Annotated in this window: 20 protein-coding genes; 10 read left to right on the forward strand and 10 right to left on the reverse strand. The window is 34.4% G+C overall.

Features of this window, described 5'->3' with window-relative positions; translation table 11 throughout:
* The first annotated feature begins 37 nt into the window (after positions 1-37).
* Both MHH42_RS08510 and MHH42_RS08515 read left to right on the forward strand, forming a co-directional pair.
* Positions 38-613, forward strand: a complete 576-nt coding sequence (locus MHH42_RS08510) for a histidine phosphatase family protein (RefSeq protein WP_340893158.1) — start codon at positions 38-40, stop codon at positions 611-613.
* Positions 614-702: 89 nt separating this feature from the next.
* The gene (locus MHH42_RS08515; protein WP_097854515.1) at positions 703-1,074 is read left to right on the forward strand and encodes a hypothetical protein; all 372 of its coding nucleotides are present in this window, start codon (positions 703-705) and stop codon (positions 1,072-1,074) included.
* A gap of 18 nt (positions 1,075-1,092) precedes the next feature.
* Here MHH42_RS08515 and MHH42_RS08520 read toward each other — a convergent pair whose 3' ends face one another.
* Genes MHH42_RS08520 through MHH42_RS08530 form a run of 3 tightly spaced genes read right to left on the reverse strand, consistent with a single transcriptional unit; the run spans position 1,093 to position 2,709 of the window.
* The gene (locus MHH42_RS08520; protein WP_070172965.1) at positions 1,093-2,025 is read right to left on the reverse strand and encodes an alpha/beta fold hydrolase; all 933 of its coding nucleotides are present in this window, start codon (positions 2,023-2,025) and stop codon (positions 1,093-1,095) included.
* Positions 1,986-2,315 (reverse strand): DUF3147 family protein, encoded by a 330-nt coding sequence (locus tag MHH42_RS08525; protein WP_000545617.1) that lies wholly within the window; start codon positions 2,313-2,315, stop codon positions 1,986-1,988. The genes MHH42_RS08520 and MHH42_RS08525 overlap by 40 nt, the downstream gene beginning before the upstream one ends.
* Entirely contained in the window at positions 2,299-2,709 is a 411-nt protein-coding gene (locus MHH42_RS08530; protein WP_000651923.1) for a MarR family winged helix-turn-helix transcriptional regulator, read from the reverse strand. Before MHH42_RS08530 ends, MHH42_RS08525 begins: the two co-directional genes overlap by 17 nt.
* Before the next feature lie 124 nt (positions 2,710-2,833).
* Here MHH42_RS08530 and MHH42_RS08535 point away from each other — a divergent pair, with 124 nt between their 5' ends.
* Entirely contained in the window at positions 2,834-3,661 is an 828-nt protein-coding gene (locus MHH42_RS08535; RefSeq protein ID WP_015000325.1) for a protein phosphatase 2C domain-containing protein, read from the forward strand.
* Between the two features lie 45 nt (positions 3,662-3,706).
* On the opposite strand, the gene asnB is transcribed toward MHH42_RS08535, so the two are convergent.
* Positions 3,707-5,530 carry an asparagine synthase (glutamine-hydrolyzing) gene (gene asnB, locus MHH42_RS08540; protein ID WP_340893159.1) on the reverse strand — a complete coding sequence of 608 codons (1,824 nt, stop codon included), beginning with the start codon at positions 5,528-5,530 and terminating at the stop codon, positions 3,707-3,709.
* 271 nt (positions 5,531-5,801) lie between these two features.
* Between asnB and MHH42_RS08545 the strand changes: the two genes are divergently transcribed.
* A complete protein-coding gene (locus MHH42_RS08545) occupies positions 5,802-6,368 on the forward strand; it encodes a sigma-70 family RNA polymerase sigma factor (RefSeq protein ID WP_000840025.1) in 567 nt (188 codons plus the stop codon).
* The gene (locus MHH42_RS08550; protein ID WP_085449956.1) at positions 6,365-7,510 is read left to right on the forward strand and encodes a DUF4179 domain-containing protein; all 1,146 of its coding nucleotides are present in this window, start codon (positions 6,365-6,367) and stop codon (positions 7,508-7,510) included. The genes MHH42_RS08545 and MHH42_RS08550 overlap by 4 nt, the downstream gene beginning before the upstream one ends.
* 40 nt (positions 7,511-7,550) lie before the next feature.
* Here MHH42_RS08550 and MHH42_RS08555 read toward each other — a convergent pair whose 3' ends face one another.
* A complete protein-coding gene (locus tag MHH42_RS08555; protein ID WP_097854517.1) occupies positions 7,551-8,624 on the reverse strand; it encodes a WD40/YVTN/BNR-like repeat-containing protein in 1,074 nt (357 codons plus the stop codon).
* A 211-nt stretch (positions 8,625-8,835) separates the two neighbouring features.
* On the opposite strand from MHH42_RS08555, the gene MHH42_RS08560 reads away from it, so the two are divergent.
* Together MHH42_RS08560 and fbpA are read left to right on the forward strand one after the other, a co-directional pair.
* Positions 8,836-9,735 carry a cation diffusion facilitator family transporter gene (locus tag MHH42_RS08560; protein WP_016108133.1) on the forward strand — a complete coding sequence of 300 codons (900 nt, stop codon included), beginning with the start codon at positions 8,836-8,838 and terminating at the stop codon, positions 9,733-9,735.
* A 193-nt stretch (positions 9,736-9,928) separates the two neighbouring features.
* Positions 9,929-10,099, forward strand: coding sequence for a Fur-regulated basic protein FbpA (fbpA, locus tag MHH42_RS08565; protein ID WP_000098300.1), 171 nt, complete (start codon positions 9,929-9,931; stop codon positions 10,097-10,099).
* A 52-nt stretch (positions 10,100-10,151) separates the two neighbouring features.
* Here the strand turns inward: fbpA and MHH42_RS08570 are convergent, their stop codons facing one another.
* Complete coding sequence (locus MHH42_RS08570) at positions 10,152-10,826, reverse strand: GntR family transcriptional regulator (RefSeq protein WP_001145066.1); 675 nt, start codon at positions 10,824-10,826, stop codon at positions 10,152-10,154.
* 16 nt (positions 10,827-10,842) lie between these two features.
* A complete protein-coding gene (locus tag MHH42_RS08575; RefSeq protein WP_000371442.1) occupies positions 10,843-11,808 on the reverse strand; it encodes a DMT family transporter in 966 nt (321 codons plus the stop codon).
* Between the two features lie 167 nt (positions 11,809-11,975).
* Here MHH42_RS08575 and MHH42_RS08580 point away from each other — a divergent pair, with 167 nt between their 5' ends.
* Positions 11,976-12,287 carry a DUF3784 domain-containing protein gene (locus tag MHH42_RS08580; protein ID WP_097854518.1) on the forward strand — a complete coding sequence of 104 codons (312 nt, stop codon included), beginning with the start codon at positions 11,976-11,978 and terminating at the stop codon, positions 12,285-12,287.
* A gap of 38 nt (positions 12,288-12,325) precedes the next feature.
* Here MHH42_RS08580 and MHH42_RS08585 read toward each other — a convergent pair whose 3' ends face one another.
* A complete protein-coding gene (locus tag MHH42_RS08585; RefSeq protein WP_340893163.1) occupies positions 12,326-13,513 on the reverse strand; it encodes a GTP-binding protein in 1,188 nt (395 codons plus the stop codon).
* Between the two features lie 307 nt (positions 13,514-13,820).
* On the opposite strand from MHH42_RS08585, the gene MHH42_RS08590 reads away from it, so the two are divergent.
* Positions 13,821-14,480, forward strand: a complete 660-nt coding sequence (locus MHH42_RS08590; protein WP_097854519.1) for a class I SAM-dependent methyltransferase — start codon at positions 13,821-13,823, stop codon at positions 14,478-14,480.
* 321 nt (positions 14,481-14,801) lie between these two features.
* The gene (nhaC, locus tag MHH42_RS08595) at positions 14,802-16,205 is read left to right on the forward strand and encodes a Na+/H+ antiporter NhaC (RefSeq protein WP_000843971.1); all 1,404 of its coding nucleotides are present in this window, start codon (positions 14,802-14,804) and stop codon (positions 16,203-16,205) included.
* A gap of 40 nt (positions 16,206-16,245) precedes the next feature.
* Here the strand turns inward: nhaC and MHH42_RS08600 are convergent, their stop codons facing one another.
* Positions 16,246-16,626 (reverse strand): MerR family transcriptional regulator, encoded by a 381-nt coding sequence (locus tag MHH42_RS08600; RefSeq protein WP_000291852.1) that lies wholly within the window; start codon positions 16,624-16,626, stop codon positions 16,246-16,248.
* Positions 16,627-16,642: 16 nt separating this feature from the next.
* Positions 16,643-17,353, reverse strand: a complete 711-nt coding sequence (locus tag MHH42_RS08605) for an SDR family NAD(P)-dependent oxidoreductase (RefSeq protein ID WP_097854520.1) — start codon at positions 17,351-17,353, stop codon at positions 16,643-16,645.
* Positions 17,354-17,363 lie beyond the last annotated feature (10 nt).

The following is a 17,363-nucleotide window of genomic DNA, read 5'->3' on the forward strand; positions in this document are numbered from 1 at the left end:
TTGAATATAGATTGAAAATAAGAAAGGAAGTTGAAGAATGACGACAATATATTTCGTTCGCCATGCCCACTCAACATATACAAAAGAAGAACGTGAACGGCCTTTATCTGAAAAGGGACACTGTGATGCAGAAAATGTAACACGCTTATTAAAAGATGGGCATATTGATGTTGTGATCTCTAGCCCGTACAAAAGAGCAATTCAAACTGTACAAGGAATTGCGAATACATATAATGTATCGATACAAATAGAAGAAGATTTACGGGAAAGGTTATTAAGTTCAGAGCCAGTAGAAGATTTTAATGATGCCATTGAGAATGTGTGGGAAGATTGGACTTTTGCATATGAAGGCGGAGAATCAAATGTTGTAGCACAAAAACGCGCTATATTATGCATGCAAAATATATTGGAAAAATATAAAGGGAAGAATATTGTAATAGGTACTCATGGGAATATTATGGTGTTACTTATGAATTATTTTGATTCGAAATATGATTTTCAGTTTTGGAAAACAATTCAAATGCCTGACGTGTACAAATTAACTTTTGATAATAATCGTTTCATTTCTGCTGAAAGAATAGAGGAAGCAGGTCATCGGATAAATATTTTGTAAAAGTTTATCAAAAAAAGAGGAAAGAGAGAAGTTATTGTAGAAGTATGACTTTGTAACATAAAAAATATATGTTAAAGGAGGCTGTTTACATGTTTGAGAAAGAGAAAGAAGGGCTTATTGAAGTTCACAACGTATATGAAATTGCACCAGCAGATGGAACAATTATTGGTATGGCAACGGAAGAAGAAATGGAAATTGCTGCTGAGCTAGAGTTACAGTACTGTGCCCATTCTCGTTTGTTAGAAGCAAATATTCAGTTAGACGGTTCCTCCTATAAAGAGTTACTTCAGGAGTTCCAGGAGTATGAAAGAAAATCGATGAACTTTTGGCGAACATTACATAAACGTTTAGCTGTGCCATGGGCATGGGTACTACGTATTGATGTTGCGAATGGTCCTATATATGTAAGCAATGGGTATTCGTATTACGAAGAAATTGATGATGAAGAAGATTATGAATAGATAAGTAAGGAAGCAGCTTTAGTTGCTTCCTTTTTTTGTGTGTAATGAGTGAATAGCTTCAATGATAATATCTGGTCGATCATTTTCTATTCCGTGACTAGCATGTTCAGCTAGAATATATTGACTGTTTATAGAGAGGTGAAATTGTTCACGAATTAGTTTTTGCCACGTCGATTCAAGTTGTGTTGCTTCCTCTTTTGGCATGCCGCCCTCAATCATTTGAGTAGTAGAATAATGAGGATCTCTACCGATAACGATTAATGGTATTTCTAATATTATATCTAGTTCTTTTATTGAACGAGCACAGTTTTTCCACTCGGATAGTTCAGAAACCGTCGCTTTATATAATGAGGGTGATGTAGAGAATTCTATATAATGTTTTGGTTTGTTGACGAGCATAGGTTTTTGTTCATTATAAAGTGTGTCGACATCCATTTTGGAGTACGTATTATATTTTTGAAGCCACATATCATCAGAATCAGTTTGATCAGAAATCGGTAAATGAAGTTCGTCTAATCGGTGTAAGTTCATGGAAGTAGAATCAACTAAAAGAAGTGCTTGTAGCCTATCTTCATGTAACATCGCAAAATGTTGTGCACATAATCCTCCATAGGAATGACCGATTAGAATGATTGGCTCATGAATATATAGTTTGTCTAGTAACATATGTAGTTCTTTTGTTACTTGTATCGTGGTACGCGGATACATTCCCAACTCACTTTTTCCGTAACCTGGGCGATGGTATGAAACGACTGTAAAGTGCTCGGAAAGCTTTTTCATAATGGGAAGCCAATCATAAAAGGAGCAAGTCATTCCAGTTTGAATGACTATAGTTTGTTTACTACTTCCTTTTATATATACTTCTATATTTTGTCCCAATATCTCTACAAATTTATGAATAATAATTCCTCCTAAGTTTGAAATAATTTTTGGCAAGCAAAAACGATACACCAAGCACCTATACCGAGTAGGACAGATGTACTAAGTGCAAATGAATTTTTTAAACTAATATAGACGATAAATAGTAGTAGTGCTGATGCAGGAAATCCATATAATACACCTAAAGCAAATTGACTCAATTCTTGTTTGTTACCACCTTCGAAAGAAATCCAAAATAGACTAAGTAAACTTACAAGAGGAAGGGCAGCGATAAAGCCGCCTATCGTACTATAATGCTTAGCGACTTCAGTAATGATACCAATAATAAGTGCCGAAACGATAACTTTAACGAGGAAATGCATATTTTGCCTCCTTCGCTAATAAAGAAAAGGCTTTTTCAATTAATTGTTGTTCTTCTTTTGATAACTGTGATTCTAATATTTTTATCTTTTCTTTATCTAGTAAAGTATGCTTTTCTAATACTTCCATTCCTTCGGTTGTTAATGTAAGATTTACGACCCTTTCATCTTGTTTATTTCTCTCTTTAAGGAGGAAATCCTTTTGAATAAGGCGCTTTACGTGTTCAGATGCTGTGTTATGAGAGAGACTAAGCTCAGAAGCAACTTTTCCAATTGTTATATTTTTCTCACGGGAAACGATTTGTAAAATACGAATTGCTTGGTGGGAAAGGTTGTCCTCATATTCACATCGTAAGTGATAATAAATGCTCTCCCAATGTTGATTGATGTCTTTCATAATAATAAATCCCCCTATTTTTATATCGCATAATAAGATATATTCGTTAATGTAGAAATAAAATCCTTTTATTTGGATAAAAAATATTGAAAAAGTTTATTTTTATTGAAATATAAGGTAATCTATGTGTAAAGGTATACATTTAGCAAGAGAGAGGATGATAGCTGTGAATACATTTAAATGGATTAGTCATGAACAGATGTATGTAGATGAAATACATGTTGAAAAATGTGGTCCTCTTTCAGTTGGCGTATACGGTGGAAATCAAGAAAGTGATGCATATGAAAGAGGAGATGCGGTGCTTGCTTGGTGGGATCCTGAATTAGAATTTGAATTTGTTATGATTTTTGATACACATCATAAAACGAAAAATATCCATTATATAATAGAAGCAATTTCAGAAAGAAAAGAGAAACTAAAAGAATTATTTTCATACCCAATACATTTAGCTTTTCATCATACACATATGTACTTATTAGCCTTATTCACAGATGAGTTATTTATTGAAAAATGTGATCAAAATGATGAAGAACTTGCATGTTTAATTTGTTTGCGAAAAGGCGAGTTCTTATATTGGCTATCAGTTGGTGATTGTTTCGCATACTTATTCCATTCTGAGCAAACGAAGAATGGAAAAGGACGATTAAATAAACGGAAGAATTACGAATATATTGGCAGGAAAAATATTTTCGCAGCAAATACACCTTGTTTTACTTCAGGTGTGAGGGGATTAGAAAAAGGTACGAATCACATTGTAATGGCAACGGACGGTATTTTAGAGTGTGATAAACGAAGGTTTGATGATGATCAATCTTTAGTAGAAATATTACACGACGGAAATAGCTTACAAATTGAGCCGGTATTAACAAATGTACTGCAGTGGAAAGGTAGAGATTGTGCCACGATTATCGGATGGTCTATCGATACTGAAAATAAACAATGCGCTAATTAATAATAAAAAGGAGTTCAAGGTTTGTTGTCCTTGAACTCCTTTTTGTTAAGCAATATGAATATGATACGTTTTCAACCATTCATTTACTTGTAGCATATACTCCATAGCACTCCTCGCTTCAAAAGTGTTAATCTCTTTATTACTTTGATCAGCAATTGAAAGTAGAATGGAATGGTTAATGAGTGAGAAAATAGGATTGTTTTTATTACTACACATATCAAGTGTTAAATTACGAATCGTTTGTAAGTAGTGTGGGTCTTGTGAAGTTGGATAAGCGCTTTTTCTTCTATTTCGTATATCGTCAGGTAAAGCTGGTTTTAGTGCTCTACGTAAAATGCCTTTTTCAATATTATCAATACTTTTTATGTTGAAAGGAACGTTCCATAAATATTCAACTAATCTATAATCGCAAAACGGTACACGAACTTCAAATCCTACAGCCATACTCATACGGTCTTTACGATCAAGTAAGAACGGGAGAAATCTCGTTAAAAATAAATAAAACATTTGGCGTTGTTTCGCGGGTTTTTTACTTTCCCCTTCAAGAGTAGGTACTTCAAGAACAGCTTCATGGAATCGTGTATGAATATAATGCTCAGGATTACATTGCTTTGATACGTCGTTTAATAATAGAGAAGATGTGTTTTTCCAGTTTGTTAACCACGGAAACTTATCTACATATAATAGTTCTTCTTGATGAAACCAAGGATACCCACCGAATACTTCATCGGCAGATTCCCCGGATAAAGCTACAGTTGCATCTTTTTTCATTTCGCAAAATAGTAAATATAGTGAAGTTTCCATTTCGCCTGCACTTGGTAAGTCTTTCGCATGAAGGGGAACGAATAAGTGATTTGCTAATTCTTCAGCATTCACAATAATGTCATGATGCGACGTCCCTACATGTTCAGAAACACGTTTTACCCAAGGAGCATCTAGACCAGTTCGAGCAAATGTCAGTTCGAAATCTTTCGCGCTATTTAAAAAGTCGATTGAATATGTGTGAAGTGTTTTGTGTTCCTCTGCAAATTCTTTCCCCGCAAGTGCAGTAATACCACTAGAATCTAATCCGCCTGATAACATACAAACGAGTGGAACATCGGCAATTAATTGTCTTTTTACTGTATCTTGTAAAATAGATAAAATATGAGAAGATGTATCTTCTATAGAGTCTGTATGGATCTTACTTTCTAAGTTCCAATACTTCGTAACTACTTTTTTATCACGTGTAAATGTTATAGAATGTCCAGCACGTACTTCTTGAATATGCTTAAACACACCACATCCTGGAGTTCGAAATAACCCTAATCCAAATATTTCATTTATTCCATCCGCATCAATTTCAGCAGGGACAGATGGATGCGCTAATAATGCTTTAATTTCAGAACCGAAAATAATACTGTCATTTCTTTCTGTATAAAAAAGTGGTTTTACACCTAAATGATCGCGTGCTAAAAATAATTGTTGTTTCTGATCATCCCATAAGGCGAAAGCGAAAATTCCATTTAAATGTTGTACGCAGTCTTCTTTCCATTCTAAATAAGCATGTAGTAACACTTCTGTATCTGAATGAGTTTCAAATGCATGTCCACATTTTTGAAGTTGCTCTCTCAGCTCACGGAAATTATAAATTTCTCCATTATAAGTAAGAGCATACGTATAATCACCAGCACGGAATGTTTTTGGTTGTGTCCCGCCTTCTGGATCAATTACAATTAATCGCCGGTGTGCAAAAGCCGCTCTAGGTGAAAACCAAAATCCTTCAGCATCCGGACCACGATGCTCAATACTATTCGCCATCTTTTCTAAAACAACATGTTCATTGGAAAGGTCCTTCTTCCAATCTACCCAGCCTGTAATTCCACACATACACATCTCATCTCCTAATTTAAAATAATTAAAAGTAGATTAACAAAATAAAATGTACACTAAGTTAAAGAATGACTACATAAATAGTGTACTACATGAATTAAACTGTAGACTTGAGAAAATTTTCTTCAAATGCAAAGTTATATGAGACAATGGCTGAGGAAAAGTATTCCATTACATAAAAAAATAATAAAAAAGATGAGAGAAAACATTTTTCAGGACGTTATATAGGGTGTAAAAGCTTTTACAAAAAAATAAGGGGAATCGCTACATGAAATCAAATGAGAAAAATTTTATAAAAAGATTACAGCGGCAAAAAGAAGATGCCTTAGAATTTGTTGTTGATACATACTTACCACTTATAAAGGGGATCACGCATAAAGTTCTTCTTCCAGTTCAAAATGATGGATTGATGGAGGAATGCATAAATGATATATTTCTTTCCATTTGGAATAACGCAAATAAATTTCATGGAGAGCCGAGTGACTTTAAAAAATGGATTGCGGCGATTGCAAAGTTTAAAGCAATTGATTATTACCGAAAAGCGAATAAAAAAGTAGAAATCATTTCAGATGAGTTTCATATTAGTACCAAAAAATCGGCAGAAGACGAATTAATCGTTATGGAAGATAGGGAAGAATTATTGAATCTTATTAATCAATTGGAACCGTTAGATCAAAAAGTATTCATTATGAAATATCTTCTCGGTATGAAGACAGAAGAAATAGGAGACAAGTTAGGGTTAACTCGGGCAGCGATCGATAATCGCGTGTACCGTGGGAAAAAGAAACTACAACAAAATGCTACGAATATTAGTTTTGGAGGTAGTGCAATATGAAAGATATTTATGAACTATTAAATGATATTGATATAGATGAAAAAGAACTTGAGGAAATTGGGACTTCTGAAATTGAAAAAGAAAAAGTGAAGCGTAACTTAAAACAGTCGATACGTACGAAGAAAAAGATGAAAAGTTGGAAAAAAGGTGTTGCTGCAGCATCTATTTTAGTCGGCGTATCGGTTGCCATGCTTGGCATCGGATTTCCTACATACGCTGGAGGACTACCAATAGTAGGGGACATATTCCGATTTTTAGATAATGGTAGAACAGGGTTATATGAAAATTATAAAGCTGACGTAGAGAAGACGGCGGAGCTTCATAATAATTATAAACAATACGCTATAGTACTAAATATGATAAAAGAAAGCAATGGAATTAAGATAACGGTAAATGATGCGATTTTCGATGGGAAGACAGTATCAATAAACTATTCTATAGAAAGTAACAGAGATTTAGGCGAAAATCCAAGTACATTGGATTTTTTAACTATTAAAGGAGCAGGTGCCCAATCAGGAAGCAATGAAATTACTAAAGTCGCTGATAGAAAATATACAGGTTTAATAAAAACAAGCAGCGATCTAGTTAGTAGTAAAGAAACTACAGTGAACATTGAATGGAGTATAAAAAGTATAGACATTTTAGAAACAGAAGAAACGATAAAAGGGGATTGGAATTTTAATATTAATCTAAGAGGAATAGAAAATAAGGAGCAATTGATTAGAGGTAGTACAGAAAAAGATGGTGTAAAAGTAAATATGGAGAGAATGGAAATAACACCAATGTCGTTTATTTTATACTACAACCAAGAAGTATCTCAAGAAATAAGGGGTGTATGGGATGGAGTGGATATCGATTTAGAAGTGAGGGATGATTTAGGTAATCAGTATTCTGGGGAAGGAAATGGAGGCTCAGGTGAGGATTCTTATAATTTTAATTGGAGTAAAACATTCCAACAACTCAATGAGAATGCAACCAAGCTAATAATAACGCCTCACGTTAATTTAAGAATTCACACTCCTGAAAATTATGGTTCGGTAACAATAGTTGGAGGACAAGTAAAGGAGAGTTTCGTGTCTCGAAAACTGGGAGGCAATAAGGGTATTGTGTTAGATGATATTGTAATTGATTTAAAGAAATAAAAGAGAGACTGCCTAAAAACATTAGGCAGTCTCTTTTTCGTTAAAAACTAGTTACGAGTAAAGCATGCGGATGCTGCGTTTTATACTCATCTTTCCACGGAATGTTTAGTTGTTCCCACGATTCGCCGCTATCATTGGATTGAAAGACGCCATTGTTATTTAAAGTGTAAAACGTATGTGGTTCTGCTGGATTTGTCGCAAACATCGAAATGACTGTACCGATTGCAGACGGCAGTCCTTGCTGTACTTGCTCAAAAGGAGTATCTTTCGTTTTTCGATATATATAAGATTCATAAGGAATACGGTGATGAGCGAGATCGGCACTTGGCGCAGCAGAAACGAGAACAGTATCGCAATCAGCTGGATCGATAGCCATGCTGTATAAATAATGATGCTCAAGTCCTTCACTACATGAGATCCAGCTGTTTCCACTGTTATAACTTTCAAGATAGGCACGATCAGGTCCGCTCATAAATCCGTCACCACATGATGCATAAAGGCGATTGGGGGCTTCGGGGTGCATGAGTAATTGATGGGCGTCGATAGGAGCACCGAATTTTTTATCAATCCATGTATGCCCTTTATCGTTACTTTGAATAACAGCACCAGCTTCGATTGAAACGTGAATTGTATTTGGATTGTTTGGATCAACTGTGATCCAGCGTACGTGATGGGTAAAAGGTCTAGGCGGGAAAGCCCACGTATAAGAAGATAATAATGATTTCATATTTTTAAGTTCCGTCCACGTTTCACCACCGTTTTCTGAACGGAATAAAGCGCTCGGTTCAGTCCCTACATAAACGACTCCATATCTGTTAACTTGTTCATTAGGGCTTATCGTTATAGAAGTGATAGAGGAGTGTAAAATACCATCTTCTTTAGGGAAATCAAAGTAGCGATAGGAATCCCCAATTGGTCTCCACGAATCTCCGCCATCGTCGCTTAACCATAAACCTCGTCCAAATGTTCCGCAATATATACGATTTTGTTGGAACGGATCAACGGCAATACAGGTAGGTTGCATATTTTGCAAGTGACAAGTCGTTTCGTAGTTACCATCTTGTTCTTTCACTACAACAAGTTCACGCTCCATACAGAGAAATAAACGTTTCATTTTCGTAACCTCCTTAAAATTTCTTTCAATAGTAAACAATATGAAAATAAAAAAGAAGTAGTCTTGTTTTTATTTGAGAAAAAGGGATTGTTTAAAAAGTAGCGAAGTGTGTATACAGAGGAAGCGGGGTTTACGGGCGGTCAATTCGGGATAAAGATGGGGAGTTTGTTTCATACTAACATACAGATATGGCACTTAAAGGAGTATAAGTATGGGACATTCACATGATCACGGGCATTCTAAAAATAAAAAGGCGTTACTACTTGCATTCTTACTAACAACAAGCTTTATGGTTGCTGAAGTTATTGGCGGATTTGTAACAAATAGTTTAGCACTATTATCTGACGCGGGGCATATGTTAAGTGATGCAGTATCCTTGGCTTTAAGTTTACTTGCGTTTAAGCTTGGAGAAAAAGCAGCGACGACTGCAAAAACATACGGGTATAAGCGCGTCGAAATGTTAGCGGCATTATGTAACGGTGTCGTTCTTATCGTCATTTCTATATACATTTTTATTGAAGCAATTCGTCGTTTTAAAGAACCAGTTGAGATTGCTAGTAATGGGATGCTCATTATTGCTGTACTTGGTTTGCTTATTAATATTTTATCAGCTTGGATATTAATGAGAGGCGGAGATGTGAAAGGTAATTTGAACTTAAGAAGTGCTTTCTTACACGTACTAGGTGATCTATTAGGGTCAGTTGGAGCGATTATTGCTGCGTTACTTATTAAATTTTTCGGATGGAATGTTGCAGACGCAATTGCTAGTATTCTTGTGTCTATTTTAGTCGTTATTAGTGGGTGGCGTGTAACACGTGATACAGTCCATATATTAATGGAAGGTGCACCGCAGCACATAGATATGGATGAGGTGAAAAATACATTATTAACGATTGCGATTGTAAAAGAAGTTCATGATTTGCACATATGGTCTGTCACATCGGATTTTCAAGTATTAACTTGCCACCTAATTATAAAAGGTAATGAAACGCAAAGTGTATTAAAAGAGGCTACGGATGTATTAAAGGAGAAGTTTCATGTAGAACATGTCACCATCCAAGTAGAAATGGAAGGTGAGTTTTATCATAGCGAGACAACTTGCAAAGTATGAAAGAAAAAGGATCAGAAAAAGTGTCATAACATTTTTCGCAGGGCATACATATATATAATGTGGCCACAAATACTTTGTAAGGTAAATATTTCATAAGATTACTTTACTTATTAAGAATCATCTTTTATAATCAAAAGTGGTAATTGATAAAGATTATCATTTTCAACGATCGTAGAAAGGAGTTTTTTAAAAGATGAGTAGTCAACTCCGTTTTGCTGTTGAAAATCGTAAGAGGCATTTAATTGATGAGTTAATTGGAGCAGGGGTGTTTAAGATTCGCGACAGACAATTATACGAGCTATCTTTAGAGGAATTGGAAAAAGAGTACGAAGATATTGAAGATTACGCGAATATTCAGGCATAGCATATAGATTAGTAAAGAGGGAGCTGGTTACACTTTTGTGTAACCAGCTTTTTTATTCTTTCATAGAAATCATTTTTTGTATTTCTTTCATGGGACGGAGCCAGTTTTGAGCCATCATTTGTTCCATTTGTTTTTCGTCCTGCTTTTGAAGTGCTTGAATGATAGAGTGATGTTCTTTAATAGATTGACTTGCAGGCACAAAGTTTTGGAAAAACAAATATTCAAGTCGTAAAACGTGAAGCTGCATATTTTCTAGAAAAGGTTCAATATATCGGTTTTTAGCAATAGAAGTAATTGTATTGTGAAATTGTATATCTAGTTTTAAGGCTTTTTTTGAATCTTTTTCATGTATAGATTGTTGAAAAGTATCATTTATCTCGGAAAGTAGTTTAATATCAGCATCTGTAACTTTTTGAAGTGCTTGTTTTCCTATAATTGAGTGAAGACCGGCCAGCGTCTCATAAATGATAGATACGTCTTCTAATTTAATAGGAGCAATTTTCGTTTTTTGACCGGGAATCATTTCTACTAGCCCAGAAAGCTCTAAAATTTGTAAAGCTTCTCTAACTGGTGTTCTGCTTACACCTAGTGCTTCCGCCAATTCCCCATCATTAATTTTTTCATCTGGTTGTAATACACCTTCTATAATCCAATCTTGTAGTTGGGTTAAAACGAGTGACTTTGCGGAAACTCTTCCAGGTTTTTTATAATTTTGAGGGACAGGCATAAATAATTCAATCCTTTCATTGTATGTTTTGTTTTTTTCTACTCATAAGTTTTAGCTTCGGTTTTCCTTCATCCGGCTTTTGGCTTAATATAAGCACCATTACAATGACACAAAAAGCACCTAATAACTGAAAAGATTGAAACGGTACGTGCAAAATAAGTACGGAAGAAATAATAGCTGCGAGCGGCTCTGTACAACCAAATAACGTTGTTTCTTTCGGCGTAAGGTATCTTATACTATCTAAGTACAAATAAAATGCTATGAGTGTCCCGAAAATGACTACAAATGTAATGAGCGGGAGGGTACTTAGTTTTACATACTTTATAGTGGATAATAAAATGAATTCGTTTGTGGAAACAAAGTGTAAAATCGTTACACCAATACCCCCAATAATCATACCCCAGCCAACGATAACAGATGAAGACCACTTTTCTAACAATTTTTTTGAATACAAACTATAAAATGCAAGAGATAGTCCAGATAAAATGCCCCAAATGATAGCTGGTGTAGATACAGCTAAGTTATGCATAGACCCGTTTGTTAATAAGAGAAAAGTCCCTACTAATGAGAGTGTAATTGAAATATAATCAATTTTTGATGGACGAACGTTCCATTTGAAAAGTAAGTATACAGTGATAAATATAGGGGCTAAATATTGTAACAAAGTTGCAACAGCAGCGTTTCCTTCTTTAATAGAGGCGAAGTACGTATACTGTACAGCAAGCATGCCGAAAAGACCGAACAAAATCATTTTACTAGCGTCGGATTTTTGCTTCCAGATGGCAAAAATCTCTTTTTTTCTCGTTCCGAATGATGAAATAATGAGTAGAATAACCCCAGATATAAGCAAACGGATCGTAACTAACCATTCGGTTGAAACATTTTCATATTGAAAAAGTTGTTGCGCAGCTGTTCCGGACAAGCCCCATAAACAAGCACCGATTATGACCATTATAATTCCTTTTAATCGATTTGGATCCATAAGACATATAATCCTCCTTCCAAAAATATATATTGGATACAATATGCAATATATCACAAAAAAGAGCGTCAATAAACTGAAACTTCTAATTAAATGAAAAGTTATTAATAATGGAGACGAATTTTTTTTTGTACGTGGTAAAATATTGTAGAGAGGGTGGTATTGAAATGCTAGCAGGATTTTTGGTTTGTTTATTTGTTGGATTACTTATCATTTTTTTAGGGTATCAAATACATGTGAAAAAGAGATTGTTTTTGTTGGCAGGATATCAAGAAGAAACGTTTGTTGGAGATAAAAATAAATTAGCGAAGCTTTCAGGAGTATTTTCCTATATAGTCGGAGTTGCTACTATACTATTACCGTTTGGCTTAGAAAAAATAGGTGATGTAGTTGGTGTCGTATATGCTACCTTAATTGTTTTGGGTACAATGGTGTTTCTTATGAAAGCAAATATGTTAAATAAGAGTGCTACAAAGTGAAAAAAGGCTCCATGCTACGGAAGCCTTTTTTCACTTTGTTATGAAGTATAAGTAAAAGCTGGAATAGGATCAACAAAGCTATTCCAATCTTGTTTCATTTCTTTTTCTGTTAATAGACAACTATCTAATGATTGTTCAATTAAAGAACGATCCATGTCAATTCCGATAAATACGAGTTCAGTTATTCGATCTCCATATTGTTCATCCCAGTTTTTCAATACTTCTGGTTCTTCTGTAATGATTTGATTTTTTTCAGCCTCAGGTAATGCCGCTATCCATTCACCAGCACCTTGAATTGTAATAGAGGAACCAGCTTGTGATAGAAGCCCTATCATAGTATTACGAGAGGCGAGCCAGAAAAATCCTTTCGCTCTTACAACATCTAATGGCCATTTTTCTAGCCAATTCATAAGGCGTTCAGGATGAAAAGGATATTTACGACGGTACACAAAGGAATGAATACCGTATTCTTCCGTTTCAGGTGTATGATGGTCACTATTTAATTCTTGCATCCAGCCAGCCGATTGACTGGCCTCTTCATAATTAAATGAATTTGTGTTTAAAACTTCTTGCAATGGTACTTTGCTAAATGAAGATTCAATAACCTTGGCGCTAGGATTTAATTTCTTTAGTAAATGATGGAGTTCTATCACATCTTCTTTTTCTAGTAGGTCTATCTTATTAAGAATAATTACATTTGCAAACTCAATTTGATCTATTAATAAATCAATAACTTCCCGAGTATCAGTTTCATCGATTGCCTGTTTTCGGTCTAGCAAACTTTCTCCATCTGCAAAATCATCCCAAAATCTATGTGCATCTACAACTGTAACCATCGTATCGAGGTGACAATTTTTCGTTAAATCAATGTTAAGAACTTCATCTGTATAAGTAAAGGTTTGGGCAACTGGAATAGGCTCACTTATACCAGAAGATTCAATAACTATATAGTCAATATCACCATTTTCAACAAGACGATTCACTTCTATCATTAAATCTTCTCGTAGTGTACAACAAATACAACCATTTTGAATTTCTACTAATTTTTCCTCTGTGCGTGAAAAACCACCTTTTTTTATAAGGGACGCATCAATGTTTACTTCGCTCATATCATTAACGATAACAGCTACTTTTAAGTTGTTTTTATTAGTCAAAATATGATGCAGTAAAGTGGTTTTTCCGGCTCCTAAAAAACCAATTAAAACGGTAATAGGTACTTTTTTCATAAAATAATTTCTCTCCTTTAAATCGTAATAATTACGTTTTATGATAATGGATAGAAAAGAAAAAATCAATGATAAATCATAATGATTACGATTTAAGGTTGGAATATACCATGAAAATTGTGCTGTATTAGGAATCATTTTGACAATCATCCGGCTTAAAGTGAAGGCGAGACAATGAATCTTTAATTGAATTTCAAAAGAATAAATTCTGCATATTTTTATGAAATATAATCATAATCGCAATGAAAAAAAAATAAAGATAAGAGTAATTTGGTTTGTTAAAAATATGTGTATAAGGAGATATGCAATGAACTGGGTTACTCATAAACCATCGTTTGACTTTGAAAAATTTAGTCCTATTATTCGGTCACAATCTGCGTGGAGTGGGCATTTAAATTTCGCATATGACTTAGTACGATTTGAAAAACCAGCAACTTTAGTTGAGTTAGGCACACATCTAGGTGCTTCCTTCTTCAGTTTTTGTCAGGGAGTAAAGGATGGTGGGTTAACTACAAAATGTTTTGCTGTAGATACTTGGGCTGGAGATGGGCATACAGGTCCATATGGAGAAGGGGTTTTTCAAATAGTAGAAAAAGTTGTGAGCGCTAACTACCTTAATATAGGAAAATTAATTCGGTCTACTTTTGATGATGCTATAGATCAGTTTCAAGATGAAACGATAAATCTTTTGCATATTGATGGCTACCATACGTATGAAGCTGTTTCTCATGATTATAAAACGTGGTTACCTAAAGTTTCCAAAAACGGTATTGTATTATTTCATGATATTGAAGTGAGAAGTGGTGATTTTGGCGTGTATAAGTTTTGGGATGAGATCAAGGCGAAGCACCCTCATTTTCAGTTTGGACATTCATACGGACTCGGAGTATTATTGCCAAAAGGGTGTAGTGATAAGTTTTCGGAGATACTTAAAAATAAAGAAGAAATACAAAATTTGTATAAATAAAAGTGGAGCATGCATCATTTTAATGATGTGTGCTTTTTTTTGGAGAAAAATGGTAGTCCTTAAAAGGTGAAGATAATAGTAAAAAATCTTATTGTGGCAAATATTAAAAAAGTTATTCTATCTAAATAAAAATGTAACATTTTTTATATTTTCCATTGCGAAAAGTAACATCTACTTTTACAATAGAAAAGGTGTCCAATATATTATACTGGAAAAATAAATCGAAATAATATGAAAATTTTGTTTTGTCTTCGCTAATTGTATACTACATACATGTAAGACGACATACATCATGTTATCGACTTGTAAGGAGAGAAAAAAATGAAAAGTGTAAGATTACCATCGATACCAGAAATTATCGTTCTTTTAATGCTATTTCTTGCTGTCGTCTTTTCCTTCCAAACGATTTTTGATCTCCCAATTCAATTAGCGCTGTTTATTTCATGGTTTTTAGTTATTGCGCTTGGATTAAGGTTAGGATTTCGTTATCAAGAATTGCAAGATGCAATTACAAAAGGAATTTCTAATGGATTAGAAGCAATTCTTATTTTAGTTGCAGTAGGGGCTTTAATTGGGACGTGGATTGCTGGTGGGGTTGTACCAACATTAATTTATTATGGATTAGAATTTATCCACCCAAGCATATTCTTACTGGCAACTTTAATTATTTGTTCCATAACTTCTATTGCGACCGGAACATCATGGGGAACAGTTGGAACAGCTGGTATAGCTATGATGGCGATTGGTGAAGGTCTTGGATTACCACTTCCACTTGTTGCTGGTGCAGTTCTTTCGGGAGCTTATTTCGGAGATAAATTATCACCACTTTCTGATAGTACAGTTCTTGCAGCTTCTATGGCAAAAGTAGATGTTATTGCTCACGTTCGAGCTATGCTTGTATTAGACGTTCCAGCGTATATTATTACTAGTATTATGTTTACTGTAGCTGGCTGGATGTACGGCGGGGATAATGTAGATTTGAACCGAGTAGAGTTTTTAAAAGAAGCTTTATTAAAGCAATTTGATATTAAAATATGGATGCTTGTTCCAGCGGTCATTGTTATCGTTCTATTAGCAATGAAGAAACCGTCGATGCCAACAATTGCAATGGGAGCTTTAATCGGTGCAATTTGGGCAACTCTTTTCCAAGGGATGAACTTTGGAGAGGCAATTGGAACAGCTTATAATGGATTCTCAATTCAATCTGGTGTTGAGTTTGTCGATAAGTTATTAAACCGTGGTGGAATTAACGGTATGCTTGGCTCAGTAGCCGTTATTATATTTGGCTTAGGTTTTGGTGGATTACTTGAAAAGCTAGGTGTTCTTAAAGTAATCGTATCGAAATTTGAGAAGAAATTAAATTCTGCAGGTAATGTAACGTTGTCTACATTAATCGTTGCATTTTTAGCGAACGTATTTGGTTGTGCGATGTACGTATCACTTATTTTAACGCCGAAAATTATGGAAGATAGCTATGATAAACTAAAAATAGACCGTCGTGTATTAGCGCGTAACTCAGAAGTAGGTGGAACGTTAACTTCAGGTATGGTTCCATGGTCGGATAATGGTATTTTTATGGCTGGTATTTTAGGGGTAGCAACGTTATCATATATTCCATTTATGTGGTTAAGTTTTGTATCGTTAATTTTAGCAGTTATTTACGGATATACAGGCAAGTTCATTTGGTATGTAGATGATGCGGATAAAGGAAAGCAAGCATCATAAATGAAAAATCACCTTCTACACATTGTAGAAGGTGATTTTTTTATTTTGTATTTTGAGCTATTGAGGTTATTTCATGCTCATATTTAGTGATTTTTTGTTGTATCTTTTTTAAGTTCTTTTCAGTATCTTGAATGTGCTGTAAAACATTTATCTTTTGTTGTTTCATTAATTCTAATCGTTGAAGGATAGTAGATTCTCCATCCATGGACCAGTCAATAAATTGTTTTATTTTTTGAATAGGCATACCAGTTTCTTTTAAACATAAAATCATCTCTAAATATTTGAGTGCTTCTTCGTTAAAAACTCGATCTCCTTTTTCATTTCTTTGAAGAAAAGGGAACAGTCCTTGTCGATCGTAATAATGTATTTGAGAAATAGTTAAGTGGTGCATTTTGGCGACTTGACCAATTGTATAATACATGCGATTCATCCTCTTGTTACCAGGGTATAATTCCGTTTTTATTTAATATTTTACCATTATAGTTTGTTGCACTTAATGCATATTTAATAATAATCTTAGCACTTTCATTGGTTGTATGGCCACCAGGTGCATTTCCATTAAGGTCAGTAGTTGTAAAACCAGGTGTTACCCCGAAAACTGCTGGACCGTTAGTACCAAATTCTTTGCTAAAAGCTAATGTTAAAGCGTTAATAGCTGTTTTTGAAGAATTATATCCTAAAGCATTAATTGGAGGTGTTTCACCATTAGCGAACATTGTTTGTGAAGCCATGTCAGTTGTTACATTTATTATTTTGCTGTTGTTTGACTTCTTTAATGATGGTAAAAAGGCTTGCATCATTTGGAAAGTTCCAAAAAAGTTAATTTCAAATCCTTGACGTAAAGTTTCAATATTTAATTTGCTAGGTAGCGTATTGAAGTCTAGTGCTATACCTGCGTTATTGATTAGTAAATCTAAGTGATCAGTCGTTTCATACATTTTTTTCATTGCTTTTTGAATGGATTGTGAATTTGAAATATCTACTTGAACATAAGAAACGTTGGAAATATTTAAAGATTTCACAGCTTCTTGACCAAGTTGTTCATTGCGAGCACCTAAAAATACGTGATAGCCTTTCTCTGCTAATTGGCGAACGAGTTCATATCCAATTCCTTTATTTGCACCTGTTACAAAAGCGTATTTTTTCATATTGAATTCC

The sequence above is a fragment of the Bacillus sp. FSL L8-0099 genome, assembly GCF_038006385.1.
In the GTDB taxonomy this organism is placed as follows: Bacteria; Bacillota; Bacilli; order Bacillales; family Bacillaceae_G; genus Bacillus_A; species Bacillus_A toyonensis.